14 protein-coding genes and 2 tRNA genes are annotated in these 17,481 nt (G+C 43.8%); 7 read left to right on the top strand and 9 right to left on the bottom strand.

Translation table 11 applies throughout. The annotated features are described in order from the left end of the window. Positions 1-84 precede the first annotated feature (84 nt). The 5 genes from pth to J5X94_RS07700 all read right to left on the bottom strand — a co-directional run bounded on the left by pth (position 85) and on the right by J5X94_RS07700 (position 3,441). Positions 85-666 carry an aminoacyl-tRNA hydrolase gene (pth, locus tag J5X94_RS07720; RefSeq protein ID WP_201593610.1) on the bottom strand — a complete coding sequence of 194 codons (582 nt, stop codon included), beginning with the start codon at positions 664-666 and terminating at the stop codon, positions 85-87. Positions 667-871: 205 nt separating this feature from the next. Then, a complete protein-coding gene (locus J5X94_RS07715) occupies positions 872-1,561 on the bottom strand; it encodes a 50S ribosomal protein L25/general stress protein Ctc (RefSeq protein ID WP_194620680.1) in 690 nt (229 codons plus the stop codon). A 428-nt stretch (positions 1,562-1,989) separates the two neighbouring features. Continuing rightward, complete coding sequence (locus tag J5X94_RS07710; RefSeq protein ID WP_010196062.1) at positions 1,990-2,937, bottom strand: ribose-phosphate pyrophosphokinase; 948 nt, start codon at positions 2,935-2,937, stop codon at positions 1,990-1,992. Between the two features lie 110 nt (positions 2,938-3,047). Continuing rightward, positions 3,048-3,123, bottom strand: a tRNA-Gln gene (locus J5X94_RS07705). A gap of 242 nt (positions 3,124-3,365) precedes the next feature. After that, positions 3,366-3,441, bottom strand: a tRNA-Gln gene (locus tag J5X94_RS07700). 174 nt (positions 3,442-3,615) lie between these two features. Here J5X94_RS07700 and J5X94_RS07695 point away from each other — a divergent pair. Then, positions 3,616-3,933 carry a barstar family protein gene (locus tag J5X94_RS07695; RefSeq protein WP_210540849.1) on the top strand — a complete coding sequence of 106 codons (318 nt, stop codon included), beginning with the start codon at positions 3,616-3,618 and terminating at the stop codon, positions 3,931-3,933. 145 nt (positions 3,934-4,078) lie between these two features. On the opposite strand, the gene ispE is transcribed toward J5X94_RS07695, so the two are convergent. The 3 genes from ispE to J5X94_RS07680 all read right to left on the bottom strand — a co-directional run bounded on the left by ispE (position 4,079) and on the right by J5X94_RS07680 (position 7,735). Further along, positions 4,079-5,023, bottom strand: coding sequence for a 4-(cytidine 5'-diphospho)-2-C-methyl-D-erythritol kinase (gene ispE, locus J5X94_RS07690; protein ID WP_228293200.1), 945 nt, complete (start codon positions 5,021-5,023; stop codon positions 4,079-4,081). 66 nt (positions 5,024-5,089) lie between these two features. Beyond that, positions 5,090-5,734, bottom strand: a complete 645-nt coding sequence (lolB, locus tag J5X94_RS07685; RefSeq protein ID WP_210540847.1) for a lipoprotein insertase outer membrane protein LolB — start codon at positions 5,732-5,734, stop codon at positions 5,090-5,092. A 180-nt stretch (positions 5,735-5,914) separates the two neighbouring features. Further along, on the bottom strand, positions 5,915-7,735 hold the full coding sequence (locus J5X94_RS07680; RefSeq protein ID WP_228293199.1) for a tetratricopeptide repeat protein: 1,821 nt from the start codon (positions 7,733-7,735) through the stop codon (positions 5,915-5,917). A 537-nt stretch (positions 7,736-8,272) separates the two neighbouring features. On the opposite strand from J5X94_RS07680, the gene hemA reads away from it, so the two are divergent. From hemA to J5X94_RS07660, 4 genes are all read left to right on the top strand, one after another. Next, the gene (gene hemA, locus J5X94_RS07675) at positions 8,273-9,664 is read left to right on the top strand and encodes a glutamyl-tRNA reductase (protein WP_210540845.1); all 1,392 of its coding nucleotides are present in this window, start codon (positions 8,273-8,275) and stop codon (positions 9,662-9,664) included. Between the two features lie 413 nt (positions 9,665-10,077). Then, positions 10,078-11,214: an aminotransferase class V-fold PLP-dependent enzyme gene (locus J5X94_RS07670; protein ID WP_210540844.1), complete on the top strand. Its 1,137-nt coding sequence runs from the start codon at positions 10,078-10,080 to the stop codon at positions 11,212-11,214. Between the two features lie 320 nt (positions 11,215-11,534). Continuing rightward, on the top strand, positions 11,535-11,972 hold the full coding sequence (locus J5X94_RS07665) for a YeeE/YedE family protein (RefSeq protein WP_210540843.1): 438 nt from the start codon (positions 11,535-11,537) through the stop codon (positions 11,970-11,972). Positions 11,973-12,044: 72 nt separating this feature from the next. Beyond that, a complete protein-coding gene (locus J5X94_RS07660; RefSeq protein WP_210540842.1) occupies positions 12,045-12,464 on the top strand; it encodes a DUF6691 family protein in 420 nt (139 codons plus the stop codon). Between the two features lie 146 nt (positions 12,465-12,610). Here the strand turns inward: J5X94_RS07660 and J5X94_RS07655 are convergent, their stop codons facing one another. Continuing rightward, positions 12,611-14,275: an AMP-binding protein gene (locus J5X94_RS07655; protein ID WP_210540841.1), complete on the bottom strand. Its 1,665-nt coding sequence runs from the start codon at positions 14,273-14,275 to the stop codon at positions 12,611-12,613. Positions 14,276-14,565: 290 nt separating this feature from the next. Between J5X94_RS07655 and J5X94_RS07650 the strand changes: the two genes are divergently transcribed. Beyond that, complete coding sequence (locus tag J5X94_RS07650; protein ID WP_210540840.1) at positions 14,566-16,701, top strand: NADPH-dependent 2,4-dienoyl-CoA reductase; 2,136 nt, start codon at positions 14,566-14,568, stop codon at positions 16,699-16,701. A 249-nt stretch (positions 16,702-16,950) separates the two neighbouring features. Further along, positions 16,951-17,283, top strand: a complete 333-nt coding sequence (locus tag J5X94_RS07645; RefSeq protein ID WP_210540839.1) for a hypothetical protein — start codon at positions 16,951-16,953, stop codon at positions 17,281-17,283. Positions 17,284-17,481: the final 198 nt, after the last annotated feature.

Raw genomic sequence — 17,481 nt, 5'->3', positions numbered from 1 at the left:
GTAACTGATATTAAATAACTAAATCAAAAGGTTAATGGGGACAGAACTGCCAAAATAAAAGGCCATTATAATAGCACCACTATATTATTCGGGTAATTTAAAGCCATTAATTTGTGAACGTGCTTTTTCGACATCACCACCTAGCAGTAATGGCAAGGCCTCAAAGGCAGCAGTCAATGCGCTATCAATGGCAATTTGCTCATCGGGAGACGCTTTAGAAAGGACATGCCCACTGACTTTAGATTTGTGACCAGGGTGGCCGATACCCACACGTAGGCGATGAAAATCATTGCCAATGTGAGGCGTGATATCACGCAGACCGTTATGACCACCATGACCACCATCGGTTTTGAGCTTGATACTACCAGCGGGGATATCTAGCTCATCATGGGCGATCAACAATTCATCATTATGGATGCCATAAAAATTGATCATGGGTACCACGGATTCGCCAGATTTATTCATAAAAGTCAGCGGCATCAAAAGACGAACATCGTGCCCATGAATTTGCCCGCGTCCTGTTACCCCATGAAATTTTTTGTCAGGGGCGAGCGTGATATTAAACTGCTGCGCTAAATGATGGACGAACCAAAATCCTGCATTATGACGCGTAAACATATACTGCTGACCGGGATTACCAAGACCGACAATAAGTTTTATGGCCATAAAAACACCCTGCTTAAATTTAATAAATGAGTGATAAGGTTTGAAAAGTAAGACGACTCTATAATATTTAGCCTATATAAAAGTTGTCCTAATTTTCAAACCTTACGGACAAAAACAGCAGGAGATATTCATCACCTGCTGTTTTTCTAACCAAACAAACCTTTTCTACGTAGCCTACGATAAGTCGCTACATAGTGGTGGTTTATTATTCGCCGTCTTTCTTGTCTTCAGTTTCGCCGTCAGCATCTTGCTCAGTGGCTGGTACGTCAGCTGCATCAACGTCTTCAGCATCTTCGTCAACTTCTTCAACCGTTGGTGGCTGCATGTTAACGATAGTACGGTCATGGCCGTCTTCTAGCTCAAGCTCATGAATGACAACGCCTTCAGGAAGTTTGATGTCTGATAGACGGAACAAGTCACCGATTTCCATACCAGATACGTCTACTTCTAGATATTCAGGAAGTAGTGATGGTAGGCAGATGATTTCGATGTCAGATACTAGTGTAGACAATACACCAGCAGCCGCAGTACCAGGCGCATCTTCACGACCAGTGAAATGCACAGGAACATTCATGTGGATTTTTTGACCTTTCACAATGCGCTGGAAGTCAGCATGCATTGGGAAGCCTTTAGCTGGGTGACGTTGCAAATCTTTGATAACAGCTTGATGCTCTACGCCGTCAACATTGATGGTCAAAATGTGTGAGAAGAACGCTTCAAATTCAAGCGATTTTACCAATTCGTTGATCTTGATAGAGATAGACGTTGGCTCTTCGTTGCCACCATAAATAATAGCAGGAACTAGATTCTGCTTACGTAGGCGGCGGCTCGCACCTTTACCTTGTTGTTCAGCAGAACGATCAACTGCGTTTAGCTCAAAATGGTTAATGCTCATGGATATAATCCTATAAAAAGAATGAAAAAGTGTCTGGTCATAAAAAGTGGATTTGCGACCGATCCACTAAGACGTGATGATAGCTAAGATGGCCAATGATTAATAATAACTAACAACCAGCCTCTTAAGCCATTCGCTCATAGCAAGGATTTTTATCACTATAATGATCATAAAAGTCATTATGGTGAGCATAAAAGCCATTACTTATCAGCGTGATCAGCACTTTTGGTAATATCGACCACTCTAGATAAGACAAATGGTCGGCACAGGCGCGCATTATACGTGGTTTTGTTGTGATAATAAAGACCTAGAAAAAAGGCTTACCTAAAAAAAGCGCCAAGTAATGATACTTGACGCTCTATTTTTTGCTATTAAGGCTTCGTGGTCACAGTGCTTACTATCAAAATCACTGCGATAATGGTTTAAAATTAGGCATCAAACATTGCGCTAATAGATTCTTCGTTGTTAATACGACGTAAGCTTTCAGCAAGCATCGGTGCAATACTGACCTGACGAATTTTGCTACATGCTTTAGCTTCAGCCGATAACGGAATTGTATCGGTAACGACGACTTCGTCTAGCGCAGATTCGCTGATGTTTTTCAGCGCATTACCCGATAGAACAGGGTGAGTAATATAAGCTAAGACGCGACGCGCACCGTTTGCTTTTAATGCTTCAGCCGCTTTGCATAATGTGCCTGCAGTATCGACCATATCATCAACGATCACGCAATCACGGTCACGAACATCACCGATGATATGCATCACTTGTGATTCATTGGCACGGGCACGGCGTTTATCAATAATCGCCATGTCAGTATCACCCAATTGCTTGGCCATCGCACGCGCACGTACCACACCGCCAACGTCAGGTGAAACCACCATGATATTGTCATAGTCTTGTTTTTTGAGGTCGTTGAGTAGTACAGGCGTACCGTAGATGTTATCAACTGGAATATCAAAGAAACCTTGAATCTGATCTGAATGCAAATCAACGGTCATGACGCGATCGATACTAACGATGTTTAGCATGTCAGCGACGACTTTGGCCGAAATAGGTACACGAGCTGAACGAGGACGACGGTCTTGGCGGGCATAGCCGAAATAAGGCATAACAGCCGTGATACGGCCAGCACTAGAGCGACGCAAAGCGTCAGCCATCATCATGATTTCCATCAAGTTGTCGTTGGTCGGTGCACAAGTAGGCTGCATGATAAACACATCTTTACCACGTACGTGTTCTTTGATTTCCACGGCAATTTCGCCATCAGAAAAACGCGTGATGTCAGCTTTACCAAGAGGTATATGAAGGTGATCGGCTACGGTTTTTGCTAATTCTGGGTGGGCATTGCCCGTAAAAATCGCCAAATAAGGCATGACAGAAGTCCTATTGATTGACTCAAGCAGCGACCGCTAAGCAGTGTCAAACTGCTCAAATTCAGAAAAGAGTGGTGAAAATGATTGGAGACTACTATTACAGTAAAAAATGGTAGGGGTAGCTGGACTCGAACCAACGGATGTCAGGATCAAAACCTGATGCCTTACCAACTTGGCTATACCCCTGTAATGTCTAGGCTATGAACATCTGATATCTAATAGTAACTACTAGTTATTCTTAGAATGATGTCATCACCTGTTAGTTATCTGATAAACGATTAAACCGTCTAAAAAACAACTTTTTCCCTAGCGGTGTCCATTGCGAACTATACCGAAACTGGGATAACGTTGTCAATGACAATCAAAATAAGTGAGTATTTATAATACCAATTATAATCAGTGTCTATCGAACGCTTCGTACTAAAAAATGGTAGGGGTAGCTGGACTCGAACCAACGGATGTCAGGATCAAAACCTGATGCCTTACCAACTTGGCTATACCCCTATTGAGGCGACCTATTATAATTAAATTTTCAGATTTTGCAAGTCATTTGCGGCTTTTTATGCCTTTTATTGACAATGAGTTGATGTTGAGGTGGTTTTGATAGGGTCTATTGGCCTATTCTTGAGATGATTATTGGTAGCAATAGTAATTATTATTTTATAAAGGCGACAGAATATGGAACTTTCTATAGATTTTGTAGGTATTAATACAGTGGGCGAGATGCATGAACAATTAAAGCAAGCTTTTGGTTTCCCAGATTTTTATGGGGCAAATTTTAATGCATTAATTGACTGTCTTGGCGATATTCGTTATCCAGAATATGGGATGTCTGAGCTTACTATAGGTGAAAATGAAGTGCTGAACTTAACGATTAAAAATTTTCCTTATAACAACGAGTTGATTACAAATAACTTTTTTTATGCTATTCAATGTGTAAATGATAAAGCAATTCGTAATGAGGTCAGTCCATCGATTCATTTAATATTGATTTAGATTAGAATTTTTGCATAAGTTACGCTTTGCATACTATTTTTCATCTGAAAATCGGTGCGCTGGGCGCACCCTACGCGGGCTGGAATATGTTGGTATGTGCTGGTTGTATTATCGAAACCAAGCTCAGAGTTGTAAAAATAACTAGCTACAAACTACCCGCCACATAGCCTGCACAGGGTGCATCTTTAATCCATTTTGCCACAAGCGCTTTATCATTAGCCACGCTTGCATCCAATGGCAAAAACACCGCACTACCAGAGCCAGTCATTCGTGATGTTCCTAGTGCTTGCTCTTCTAAACGTTGCAAATACTGAAGCGCTTCATCGACAGCAGGGGCAAGGCTGGTCACCACTGGTGTAAAAACATTTTGGTAAGGCGCATTTAACTGTTTGTCATAGTCATTAGACTGACTCTTAATCGTCTCAATTGATAGTGGCGTAATATCGCGCTGTAATTTAGGATGGGCGAACAGTTTGGCGGTATTCACATGCGCGTTTGGCGTTAGGACTAAGTATTGCTGCTCAGGCAAGTCAATCGCTGTCAGCTCCTCGCCAATGCCCATCGCAATCGCATCTTGCCCAAAGATAAATATGGGCACATCCGCGCCCACCTTAGCACCGATTCTTATCAGCTCATTTTGATTAAAGTTAAGATTCCAGATTTCATTGAGCACAAGCATAGTTGTAGCGGCATTGGACGAACCACCACCCAAGCCTGCACCCATCGGTAGATGCTTGTCTAAAGTAATTTGCACTGACGCTAGTTGCTTAGGTAATCTGGATGATTGTATGGCAAACGTTAGCAATGCGCGTGCGGCTTTAAAAATCAAATTGTCATCTATACTGGCAGTTATTGCGTCTGCACCAGTTAAGGTTAGCAGCTGATGACAGAGCTTATTAGCATCTAATTCACTATCAGCTGCATATATCACGGCATCATCTGTAACCGAAAAATGCAAATAATCGCCCCAATCGAGCAGGCGAAAAACGGTTTGCAAGTCATGATAGCCATCAGCACGCTTACCAGTAATGTGCAAAAACAAATTGATTTTTGCTGGGGATAAGCGAGTGATGGTCGTTTTAGCGCTCATATTATTTTGCATCGTCATTTGATTTATGAATGTTTCAACGTTTAAATGTCTCAATATTTCAATGCTTTAACGATTCTGATGGTCAATTGTCATGACGACTTTATTGCCTTGTGATTGTGCAGCGCTGATTTTACTAGGCAGCTTATCGTTGCCTTTATAGGTAAAGCTAGCATTCCACTCACCATTAACTGAGCTAATCAAACGATTTTGATTGTCAAGGGTAGGGGCGGTGTCGGAAGGCGCTGGGCGACCAGATACCCAATACGGCATTTGCGAGATCGGTGCTTGCCAGCCAGTGGCTTTTTTGAGCAAGGTCTCAGGGTCATCAGCGGTCAATGTACCGGTTTTTTCGCTGACTAGCGTTGCCGTTTGACCATTATATTCAATGTTGGTTTTGCCAATACCGAGCGCACCAATCAACTCAATCGCAAAGCGGTCGTTTTGTTGTCCCCATGCGTAAAAGGCACTGCCGCCTTGAGCACCGTTAGTGTCATTAGCAGGTGTCGTAACGCCAATTTTGCCAGTGATATTGAAGCTCTCAAGCTTCTGTGGCTGCTGACCACTTTGTCCCTGTACGGTGCTACTAGGTTGGTTTGTGCCGTTGGTGGTCTTTAATGATTGACAACCAGTCGTCACCAAAATGGCTGCTGTCAAAGCCGTCATTAGACTTAGTTTTTTGGCTGGAAAAGGGATTGTTTGTGATACTGACATGATGCTTCCTCAAAATTAACAAAGATAATAGCTTAAGCTGAATTTGTTACCCATTTATACGTCGCTGTTAGCTTCTTATAAGAGCCTTGTAGCTTTGATAACTTGGGTTTTGATAGCTTGCGCAATGGTTATGGCTTATTTGTTATACAAAATATTGCTTAAAAATGACTCTAACTGTCATTAATATAGTTGTATGCGGTCATTAACATTGTGTTGCCCAAATGAGAAGCGCTGCTGTAGATCGGCGAGCAAGGCGTCGACTTTATCATTATCCCCTAGACCTTGATAAGCACGCAGCAATAGTGTCCCTGAGCGTAGAGTGGGTAAGACATCGTAAGGGGTTTGCAGGTAATTGATCACTTGGCGGTAGTCTTCATTGGCCAAGGCGTTGCCTGCCAAGATATTCAATGCTTGCAGATGTAGCTCGTTATCGTAACGTGGGTCATCATAGCGAATTTGGATAATCGCTGTCGCTAGCGCCAACCCTTGCTCAGAGCTGCGCTCGTTGGAGAGCAGTAATTGGGCGTAACTGAGCTGATAGGATAGATTGTTAGGATCTAGCGCTTGCAAGTGATTGAGCAAGGTGCGTTTGACCACGTAGTCGGCTTTATCATCTAACAACTGAGCACGGGCAAACAGTAACATCTCACTATTAGGATACTTGCGCGCTGCCCGCGTCAACAACCGCAGCGCTTCCTCTGGCTCATTCTGCTGCCATAAAATATCGGCTTGTAGCACATAAGTGTCAGGCGCAAAGACGTTAAATTCTTTGCGTAATTTTTCTAAAGTAGCGATGGCTGCATCTACGTCATCATTAATCAATTCAAAAGCGACGACTTTTTTGCGTGCTTCTAGCACCAAGTCTTCTTGCATGACACCATTAAGATAGTATTTCGCTTGATCAAAGCGTTGCTGGCGCTCGGCACTGATACCGAGGTAATAATAGGCTTGGTCAAGGTAAGCAGGACTTTTTGCCAGCATATTGAGTAGGCGATCAGCACTAGGGTATTCTTCGATGTCCAAGCTGACCAGTGCGGCCAATAAGGTGATCTCAGCATCATCAGCAAAGCGATTGTGCGCTTCTAGTAATAGCTGCCACGCTTGCTCGCTTTGTTTCAAATCCAGTAAGTAACGAATCTCATATAGGTACAAGCTTTTGCTATCAGGATTACGCAGACGTGATTGGCTAACATAATTAATCACCATTTCAGGCTTTTCTATGTTGCGCAATATATCTGCTTTTAAGGTGATAAAAGGCACATAGTCAGGCTGACGCTCTAGCGCGCGATTGATATGGACGATGGCAATTTCAGGTTCGTTAAATTGGTATAGCAAGCCTGCCTTTAACACCGATAGCGAGGCATTTTGTTCACTATCAAGGGGTTGTAGGGCGGCGAGTAATTCTCGTTTGTCATTATCGGTATTGGGATAAATGCCGATGAGGATTTCGCTTAAGTCTGCCCGAGGGTCATAACGTAAGATACGATTTAAGGTCTCACCTGCCAACAGATAGTCGTGCGCGCGCAAGGCCAAATGTGCCACATAAAACCATGCGGGGACATGATCGGGATTTTGATCTTGCCACGTTTTGGCAAATTGTAATGAATCTTCAACACTCTCATTACGCAAAGATAAGCTAAGCGCTCTCTCAAACACTGCCGTCGCATCTTCTTTAAAAGATTGCTGCTTATAAATCATCACCGCCCGGCGTGTGTCATTGCGATCAGCAGAAAATTCTGCATCCAAAAGCGCATACAAGCTTGGCTCGGTCAGCGTCGGTTGTGCGGCAATCGTCGGTGGTAAGCTATTTACATTTGCCACACTTGTTATTGTCGTTGTTGACTCGTTCTGTGTTGGTTTATTGGAAAATGTATTACGATTAGTCGCATCTGTATTCATCATTGCGACTGAAGGCTGGCTTAATGAGGATTGATTATTAGTGGCATTATGAATGTCTGATGGGTCGAGCGGATTGGCCTGAGCGGGTGAGGCTAGGCACAAACAAATGGCCAACGATAGTGTTAGCTTATAACGTTGGCATAGACGTTCAATAATGACGTGTAATAAAGCGCGAAGGCTAGATTGATCGTTATGCACAAGTTGTGATCGAAATGATGACTCAAAAAAAATCATAAATAGCAGTGTACACCTATTGTTTACCCATTAATAAGGCAATTTTATCCTGATGATTTTAAAATAGACATCGGTAGTCAGTACCCATGATCGACATTATAAAAGGAGATTGAGGTGATAAACAATAGCGCCCGTGTTACTCAATTATTCGTCCAAAAAATATATCAGGTAGTTGATTTGTTACTCATGCGCCCAGATACAAGCAAATAGTCACCACAGGTGGTCGAGTGTTAAATAAAGCCAGCAATAATGATATAATAAGCGGTTTTAGGTTTTCCTTTAAGCGCTGTTTGCTAAACACTGCTTTTCTAATTTATAAAAACTGCTTTTTTATAAAAACAGCCTTTGGCAAACGGCGAGCACGCTTGGCTGGCAAGTGAGCGTTATATTTATGGTCTATCAATAATGAGATTAGTGGTCATTGGGGTCAATCACAAAACCGCACCAGTCGCTCTACGAGAGCGCTTGGCGCTTGTGGGTGAGGATGTGGCTATCGCCCTTGAGCAGTTAGAGGCCTTTACCGATGGTAGTGTGATTGTCTCTACGTGCAACCGTACTGAGATTTATGCCCTCGTTCCGCAGACTTTGTCTCAGCAAGCAGTAGCGTCGCCCACGGTCAATGACGTTACCTCGCCGTCTTTTAGCAGCAATACTAGCAATGCTGCGCTCAGCACCAATATCTCATCAGCGGCCATCAGCGCCCATATCGTGAAGATTAAAACTTGGCTGGCTGATTTTAAGCAACTGTCGCTCACCGAGATTGACCCATATCTATATGTGCACCGTGATACTCACGCCTTGACTCATTGGTTGAGGGTTGCTGCTGGGCTGGACTCTATGATATTGGGTGAGCCGCAGATATTGGGTCAAATCAAGCGCTCTGTACATATGGCGCAAGAACAAAAAGTATTAAGCAATCAGCTAGGTTGGATCGTCGATCAGGTATTCGCTGCTGCCAAACGGGTACGTAATGAAACCAAGGTTGGCGCTCAAGCCGTATCGCTCAGCTTTGCTGCGGCCAAATTGGTCACGCAAATTTTTGATGATTTGCCCAATCGTACTTTGTTGGTGGTTGCCGCTGGTGAGATGAATCGTTTGGTTGCAACGCATATTGCGGGGCTTGGAGTTGGGCGGGTGATTATTTGTAACCGCAACCCTGAGCGTGCTGAGGCTCTAGCGGCTGAGCTGCGCAAACCCGGACGACAAGTGGAAGTCAGAACTTTACAAGCGTTGCCGCAAGTGTTGGCGGAAGCCGATATTGTCAGTAGCTGTAGCGGTAGTATGGATTTATTAATAGATAAAACCATGACCTTGCAGGCGCTAAAACGTCGTCGTTATCAGCCAATGCTGATGATAGATTTGGCGGTGCCACGTGATATCGATTCGACCGTGAGCCGCATAGATGACGTGTATTTATATTCTGTCGACGACTTGCAACATGTGATAGCGGGTAATATTGAACAGCGTCGTCAAGCAGCAGTAGACGCTGAGCTACTCGTTAGCCAATTGGTCGTCGAAATGGATCGACGCTTTCAAGTGCGCCAAGTCGGCAAAGACATTCAGCAGTATCGTGAGCGTACTCATGACCAAGTAGATAAGCTGCTTAATGAGTCTATTGCTAAGCTTAACGCTGAGGGTGCGAGCCCTGAAGATATCATAGCCGAGCTGTCGAGACGTTTAACCCAAACCTTGACCCATGCGCCATCCAAGTTGATGCGTAAAGCGGCACGCGAAGGAGACAGCGAATTGTTAGACTTTGTCGTCTCAGGACTAAAAGATGCCAATCGTGGACATTGATGCTGATTAGCACAGCATTTACCAATAAGCCGTATTTACCAATAAACAGTCAACAGTGCAAGTCATATCATTGCCTAGGCGTATCGTTGTCAACCCTCGGTATCGGTGCTAATATCAAGCTCTCATTAAATAAATGGTTTGGATTAAGATACCGTACTGGTGTTCGCTAAGCGTGTGGCTATGAATATATTGGCTTAGGGTTTATAGGCTTTATCAATATTCATTTTTAGCCCATTTAGTCGCTTCCGTTCAGATTGAGGACACGCTCTAGGCTAAAGTACAATATTGTCAGCCTTACGTCGTTTTCTGGTTTCTTATCCGATATTAGTACCTAGGCTGTATCCATATTTGGATATGGCTGTACTGAGACTTAAGCGCCATCAAATTATCTAACCATAAACTAGGAGCGTTCCATGACTGCATTACGTCAAGATATTGATCCAAATGGCCTATTAGAATATTCAGTGGTTTACACTGATCGCGCTCTCAACCATATGTCTAAAGTCTTTCAGCAAGTAATGAACGACTTATCTAGCGAGCTAAAGTCAGTCTATAACGCTGATGCCGTTGCTATTGTGCCGGGTTCTGGCACTTATGGGATGGAAGCTGTCGCGCGTCAATTGGCAAAGGATGAAGATTGTCTGATTATCCGAAACGGTTGGTTTAGCTACCGCTGGACGCAAATCCTAGAAAAAGGCAATATTGCTAAGTCATCGACGGTATTGACCGCTGATCGTACAGAAAATACTGATGCGCCAAAGCCGTTTGCACCAGTCGATATCGATGTCGCTGTGGCAAAAATCAAAGAACAAAAACCAGCCATTGTCTTTGCCCCGCATGTCGAAACTTCAGCCGGTATTATTTTGCCAGACGACTATATCAAAGCATTAGGCGAAGCCGTCCATAGCGTAGGTGGCTTATTGGTCATCGATTGCATCGCCTCAGGTTGCGTTTGGTTGGATATGAAAGAGCTGGGCATTGACGTGCTTATCAGCGCGCCACAAAAAGGCTGGAGCAGTACGCCTTGTGCTGGTTTGGTGATGCTAAGTGATGCAGCCGTCAAAAAAGTCGATGATACAGAATCTGATAGCTTTAGCCTCGATCTTAAGCAATGGTTAAACATCATGCGCGCCTACGAAAATGGTGGTCATGCTTATCATGCGACCATGCCAACCGATGGCCTGCGTCAGTTCCGCGATACTATTAATGAGGCCAAAGAAGTGGGCTTTGCTAAACTGTCTGACGCGCAGTGGGAGCTTGGCAACCGTGTCCGTAAGGTCATGGAAAACAAAGGCGTCGAAAGTGTTGCCGCTGAAGGCTTTAAAGCGCCAGGTGTGGTCGTGGCTTATACTGAGCGTGATGACATGCATAAAGGTAGCGCTTTTGCTGAAGCGGGCTTGCAAATCGCCGCTGGCGTACCATTAAAAGTTGGTGAGCCAGAAAACTTTAAAACCTTCCGTTTGGGTTTGTTTGGTCTAGATAAATTGACGGATATTGATGGCGCGGTAACGCGTTTTGAAACCGCGCTTGATAAAGTATTGGCGAAATAGCAGCTGTCGCAGAAGCATGATTGGCTGTGCCAAATTTGCTTTATCTATTTGAAGTAGCACTGATGCTCGCTTTCCTTGCTACTCAAAATGAAATCTGTTTAACTTAAAAATACTGAGCCTTTATAACAATAGGTTCAGTATTTTTTTACCTTTTTATTATATTTTATAATATAATGTTTTTTAATAAATCGAAAGCTGTCATATGAGTTGTTCTCTTATCGATGAATTAAGCAACTAAGCAACTAAGCAACTAAGCAACTAAGCAACTAAGCAACTAAGCAACTAAGCAACTAAGAAAACAAGCAAGCTAGGTAAATATTATGAATATACAAATAGACTGGCAAGCATTTACGCCTATCTCCTTAGTGGGTGGTCTGATACTGGGTGTAGCGACGGTTATTCTGCTATTAGGTATTGGGCGTATCGCTGGTGTTAGTGGTATTTTCTCAAATCTGCTTAAACCCAAGCAGGTAGAGATGTGGCAGGTATTGTTCATAGTTGGCATGGTTGTCTCGCCAATACTATATGGTCTGGGAAGACCATTACCTGATATAGAGATGAGTACTTCTTTGCCATTATTAATTGGGGCGGGATTGCTGGTCGGTTTTGGTACGCGCTTGGGTTCTGGTTGCACGAGCGGTCATGGTATCTGCGGTAATGCGCGTCTGTCACCACGCTCTATGGCAGCGACAGTGACTTTTATGTTGTTTGGCGTTGTGACCGTCTATATTGGTCGGCATGGCTTGGGCTTGATCTAACAGTGGCATAGACAGCACGTTGCGAAGGCAGTGCTTGATACTATAAATAGAAGAGAATAGCGAGACACAACCATGCTAAAAAATATAATTGGATTACTGGCTGGATTATTATTTGGCCTTGGGTTATTGATATCTGGTATGACCGAGCCTGTTAAAGTGCAGGGATTTTTGGACGTCTTTGGTGCGTGGGATATTTCACTCGCACTGGTGATGGGCGGCGGTCTTGCAGTAGCGATAGTCGGTGTGCAGCTGGCTAAGCGCCAACAGACCAGCTGGATTGGCACATTAATTGAGATGCCAAATAAAACCGTCATCAATAAAAAACTGCTTATCGGCGCAATGCTGTTTGGTATCGGTTGGGGTCTAGTCGGTATTTGTCCAGGACCCGGTATCGTGCTGCTTGGGACGGGACAATGGCAAGCGTATGTCTTTATCCCAGCGATGATAGTAGGCATGCTAATTTATCAATGGCTTGAGCCGAAGCTTAATTAACATGAGCTTGGTTGATAGCTCTCAGAAATATTATGAGAAATAATTGCTTTACTCATGACAGTATGAAAAAAAGGGTCAGTCTAATAAATTTAGACTGACCCTTTTTATTTAATGGCTATTTAATAATCATTAAATGTTGAAAAACCCTACTTGGCGCTTGCTGTGACTTTAGGCGTCTCATGCGCCAGTGATTTGGCGGCTTGACGCAGTTCAAATTTCTGTACTTTACCCGTACTGGTCTTTGGAATTTCGGCAAACACAATATACTTGGGTACTTTAAAGCCCGCTAAATGCTGCTTGCAATGTTCCATGACGGTATCGCGCTGCAAGGTGCTACCTTCATGGATTTCGATAAAGGCGATGGGTACTTCACCCCATTTATCATGTGGCGCGGCGACGACAGCACAGCTTTGGATTTCAGGCATTTTATATAAGACATTCTCGACTTCGATGCTAGAGATGTTTTCGCCGCCTGAGATGATGATGTCTTTAAGCCTATCCATGATTTTGATATAGCCATCAGGATATTTGACGCCTAAATCACCCGTACGGAACCAACCATCAGCAAAGGCTTCTTCGGTCGCTTTACGGCTCTTTAGGTAGCCTTTCATCACCATGTTACCGCGCAGTGCCAGCTCGCCCATTTCCTCACCATCAGCGGTAACGGGTTCAGTTGTGCCTTGTTTGAACACGTCAAATCCCGTCATCAAATGTGACGTCACCCCTTGACGTGATTTTTTCTGCGCGCGGCCAGCGACATCAAGCGTATCCCATTCTTCTTGTTCTGCGCAGACGGTGACGGGCCCATAAACTTCAGTGAGACCATAAACGTGAGAGATGTGAAAACCCATCGCTTCCATGGCTGCGAGCATGGTCTCAGATGGCGGCGCACCAGCGACCCAGCCTTTGACCGTATGAGTGATGGCTTCTTTATACTCAGGTTTGCCGCCCGCAATCATATTGTGCACCACAGGCGCTGAACAATAATGGCTGACTTGATGCTTGGCAATCAACTGCAATATCAAATCAGCATCAATGTTTCGCAAGCAGACATTGACCCCAGCGCGCTCAGCGATCGTCCACGGAAAGCACCAGCCATTGCAATGAAATAATGGCAGTGTCCACAGATACATTGTGTGCTTTGGCATGTCCCAATCTAAAATGTTAGAGATTGCATTGAGGGTAGCACCGCGATGATGATAGACCACGCCTTTGGGCTTGCCCGTGGTACCAGACGTATAGTTCAGCGCAATTGCATCCCATTCATCTGCTGGCTTTTCCCAGTTATCTAAGCTGTCTGAGCTGGCAATCAATGCTTCATAGCTCATTTTTCCAAAGCGCTCGACATCGATAGCGTTGTCTGTCGCATGAATGACGATTAGGTTAGGAAAAGTCTCATCGATAATCTCAGCATAATCAGCAAACTCACTGTCTAAAATCAACACTTTGGCTTCTGAGTGCTGCAAGCAAAAGGTAAGCGCATTGATATCGAGACGGGTGTTTAAGGTACAAAGTACACCGCCTGACATGGGCACGCCAAAGGCACATTCGACCATCGCTGGGGTGTTGGGCATCATGACCGCGACGGTATCATTTTTATCAATACCCAGTTTACGTAAGCCATCTGACAACTGCCTGCAACGATCGTAGGTCTGTTGCCAAGTCTGCGTGAGGTCATTGTGCTCTAGGTCATCGTAGATAATCGCAGTTTTGTCAGGATAAACTTGTGCACTGCGAATGATAAAATCGATGGGAGTCAGCGGTTGATAATTGGCAGGGGTTTTGCCGAGACCTGTGTGAAAGTCAGTCATGGAGATAGTCCTTTATCGTACTTTGAGTTTGGCTATTTTTATAGCTCAGGGTTTTTCTATTGATAATTAGCCTTTATTATAGCCAAAGGCGTGGCAAAGTTAGGCTGATTTTGTGGTTTTTACTTAACCAAATACCATAAAATTGCGCGATTAAAGAGGGCTGTCGATATAGTGCTCACTCATCAGTCGCTCGTCTGCGTAGCTGATAATAATAGCGGTGTGTTACGATACCAGTCATGTAAAACTGTAAACTGTGTTTAGATCAACAAACCATTCATAAGGAAAATGATATGACCGCCAGCCGCACTGCCAATTCTATTGAGACCGCTAGCACCAATGAACACTATCCACATTTATTTGAGCCGTTAGACTTGGGCTTTACCACGCTAAAAAATCGCTTAGTGATGGGGTCGATGCATACAGGTCTCGAAGACCGTTTTTATAATTACGGTAAACTGGCAGCATATTTCGCAGAGCGTGCCAAAGGCGGCGTGGCGATGATGATCACCGGTGGTATTGCGCCGAATCGTGAAGGTTGGTTGTCGCCTGTTGGTGGCACGATGAACACCAAAGCTGATGTGATTAATCATCAGCGTGTCACTCGTGCAGCACATAAGTATGACAGCAAAATCATCATGCAAATTTTGCACAGTGGACGCTACGGTTATCAACCGTTTGTGGTGTCATCAAGTCCGATAAAATCACCAATCTCGCCATTTAAACCGCGTAAGATGAGCATTAAAAATATCGAGCAAACGGTAAAAGATTATGCCCGTTGCGCAAAGCTTGCTAAGCAGGCGGGTTATGATGGTGTCGAAATCATGGGCTCAGAAGGGTATTTGCTGAATCAGTTTTTATCGCGCCATGTCAATAAACGGACGGACGAGTATGGCGGCGACATTCAAAATCGTATGAAGTTTGCAGTTGACGTGGTTAAAGCGGTGCGAGAAGCTGCTGGTGAAGACTTTATTATTCTATTCCGCTTATCAGTGATTGACTTGGTCAAAGACGGTAACGTCATGGACGAAGTCATCACTGTTGCCAAAGCGTTAGAAGAGGCGGGCGTGACCATCATGAATACGGGCATCGGCTGGCATGAAGCTCGCATTCCGACGATTGTCACTAGTGTACCGCGTGCGGCGTTTGTTGATTTTACCGCTGAAATTAAAAAACACATTAATATCCCAATGATGGCGGCTAACCGTATCAATATGCCAGAAACCGCTGAAGATATTGTCGCCAGTGGTCAGGCGGATATGATTCAAATGGCGCGTCCATTCTTAGCCGATGCCCATTGGGTTAATAAAGCCAAAAATGGTCAAGCCGATCGCATCAATACCTGTATCGCCTGTAACCAAGCTTGCCTCGATCATACTTTTGCCAATAAACGCTCAACTTGTCTGGTCAATCCCCAAGCCTGCTACGAGACTGAATTGGTTTATAAGAAAACCAAAAAACCTAAAAAGGTCGCAGTCATTGGTGGCGGTGTCGCTGGCATGTCAGCCGCTCACGTCGCCGCGCTACGTGGTCATAAGGTCACGCTATTTGAAGCAAAAGATATCTTGGGCGGGCAGTTCAATTATGCCAAAGTCATCCCGGGTAAAGAAGAATTCTTTGAGACCATTCGCTACTATATCAATGAGCTTGAACACTTAGGCGTTGAGATTAAACTCAATACCAAAGTCGATAAAGCCATGCTAGAAAAAGCCAAATTCCATCATGTCATCGTTGCTACTGGTGTGGTGCCTAGAAGTCTCGCAGGTAAGCTCGAAGGTGCGGATTTGCCACAAGTGATGAGCTATGCTGAATTGCTCTCTGGTGAAAAATCAGTTGGTGATACCGTCGCCGTCATCGGTGCTGGCGGTATTGGTTTCGATGTTAGTGAGTATTTGACCGCCAAGCATGGTCAGCCGCTTGATGAGCTAGGCCCTGAGCTGTTAAAAGACCCAAGCTATCGTCCAAAAGCACAGTCAGTTAGCGAGTGGCGTGAAGAGTGGGGCGTAACTTCTGATACCGATTACCAAACTGAGGGTGGTCTGATTAAGCCTGAAGCCATCAAGCCTATTCGCCAAGTCTATCTGATGCAGCGTACCAAAGGTCGCTTGGGTAGTGGTCTGAATAAAACCTCGGGCTGGGTACATCGTGCTCATATCAAATCGCATGGTGTCATTCAAGTATCGGGGGCGCAGTATGACAAAATCACCAATGAAGGTGTTTGGATTACCAATAACCAAGGTCAAACTCAGTTGCTCCGTGTCGATAGCGTCGTGGTCTGTGCCGGTCAAGAGTCTGTCGTTGAGTTAATGCCAAATGTCGGTGATGCACCGGACGCGCAATACCATCTTATCGGTGGTGCCAAGCTTGCCGCTGAATTGGATGCCAAACGCGCCATTCGTGATGGTGCTGAGGTTGCGGCAGCGATTTAAGGTTTGATTTAAAATCGCAGTGTAAATTTAATAGACGGCAGGGAAGAAATTTCCTGCCGTTTTTTTGTAGGGTAGATTTTATTCTGAAATCATTTTTATGCCATTAAAAAGGAATCTTTATGGTGAGCAAATCTATAATATTAATATCTAATGGATTGGTGACCTTTTATCTTCAATCTCTTTGATCGTTTGAAAAAATAACCCACTTTACGCTTGCCAACATATAGACGAGGAAGGAATATAATACTTATGGATAAACTTAGAGAAATGATTGATTCATTTAACAAGTCAATTAAAGTTTTAAACCAGTCTGGTTATGAGAAACAAAGCTTACTTTTGTTTTTGACGTATTTAGATCAATTGGGATGGTTAATATCACCAAAAAATGAATTCTCAGACGGTTCTGACTTTAAAAAGTGGGTTGACACTTACTGTGATTTGACTAAAGTAGGATGCACATCTACTGATCTATGGAATACAAGATGCTCATTTTTGCATATGGGAACTGCTGAACATAAAAACTTCAATAGTGAAAAACATTTCAGATTAGCATTTTATCAAAATATAAGTCTTTCAGACTAAGAGATTTCAAGTGAAGAAAAAAATTATCCAAAGCCAACTAAGCTAGTTAATATATTTGCTTTATATAATTGTGTTAACAATGGGATAGATAGCTTTCTTCAGGCTATAGAGCTTAATGCTGTAGTCAGTTCTTTATAAATAAGATACAATCGTTTTAAAACAAGCGAAATGGCAGAAGAACACATGACCTATTCAGCA

The sequence above is a fragment of the Psychrobacter sp. K31L genome, from assembly GCF_017942195.1.
Taxonomy (GTDB): Bacteria; Pseudomonadota; Gammaproteobacteria; order Pseudomonadales; family Moraxellaceae; genus Psychrobacter; species Psychrobacter glaciei.
This window is presented reverse-complemented; position numbering and strand designations above follow the sequence as displayed.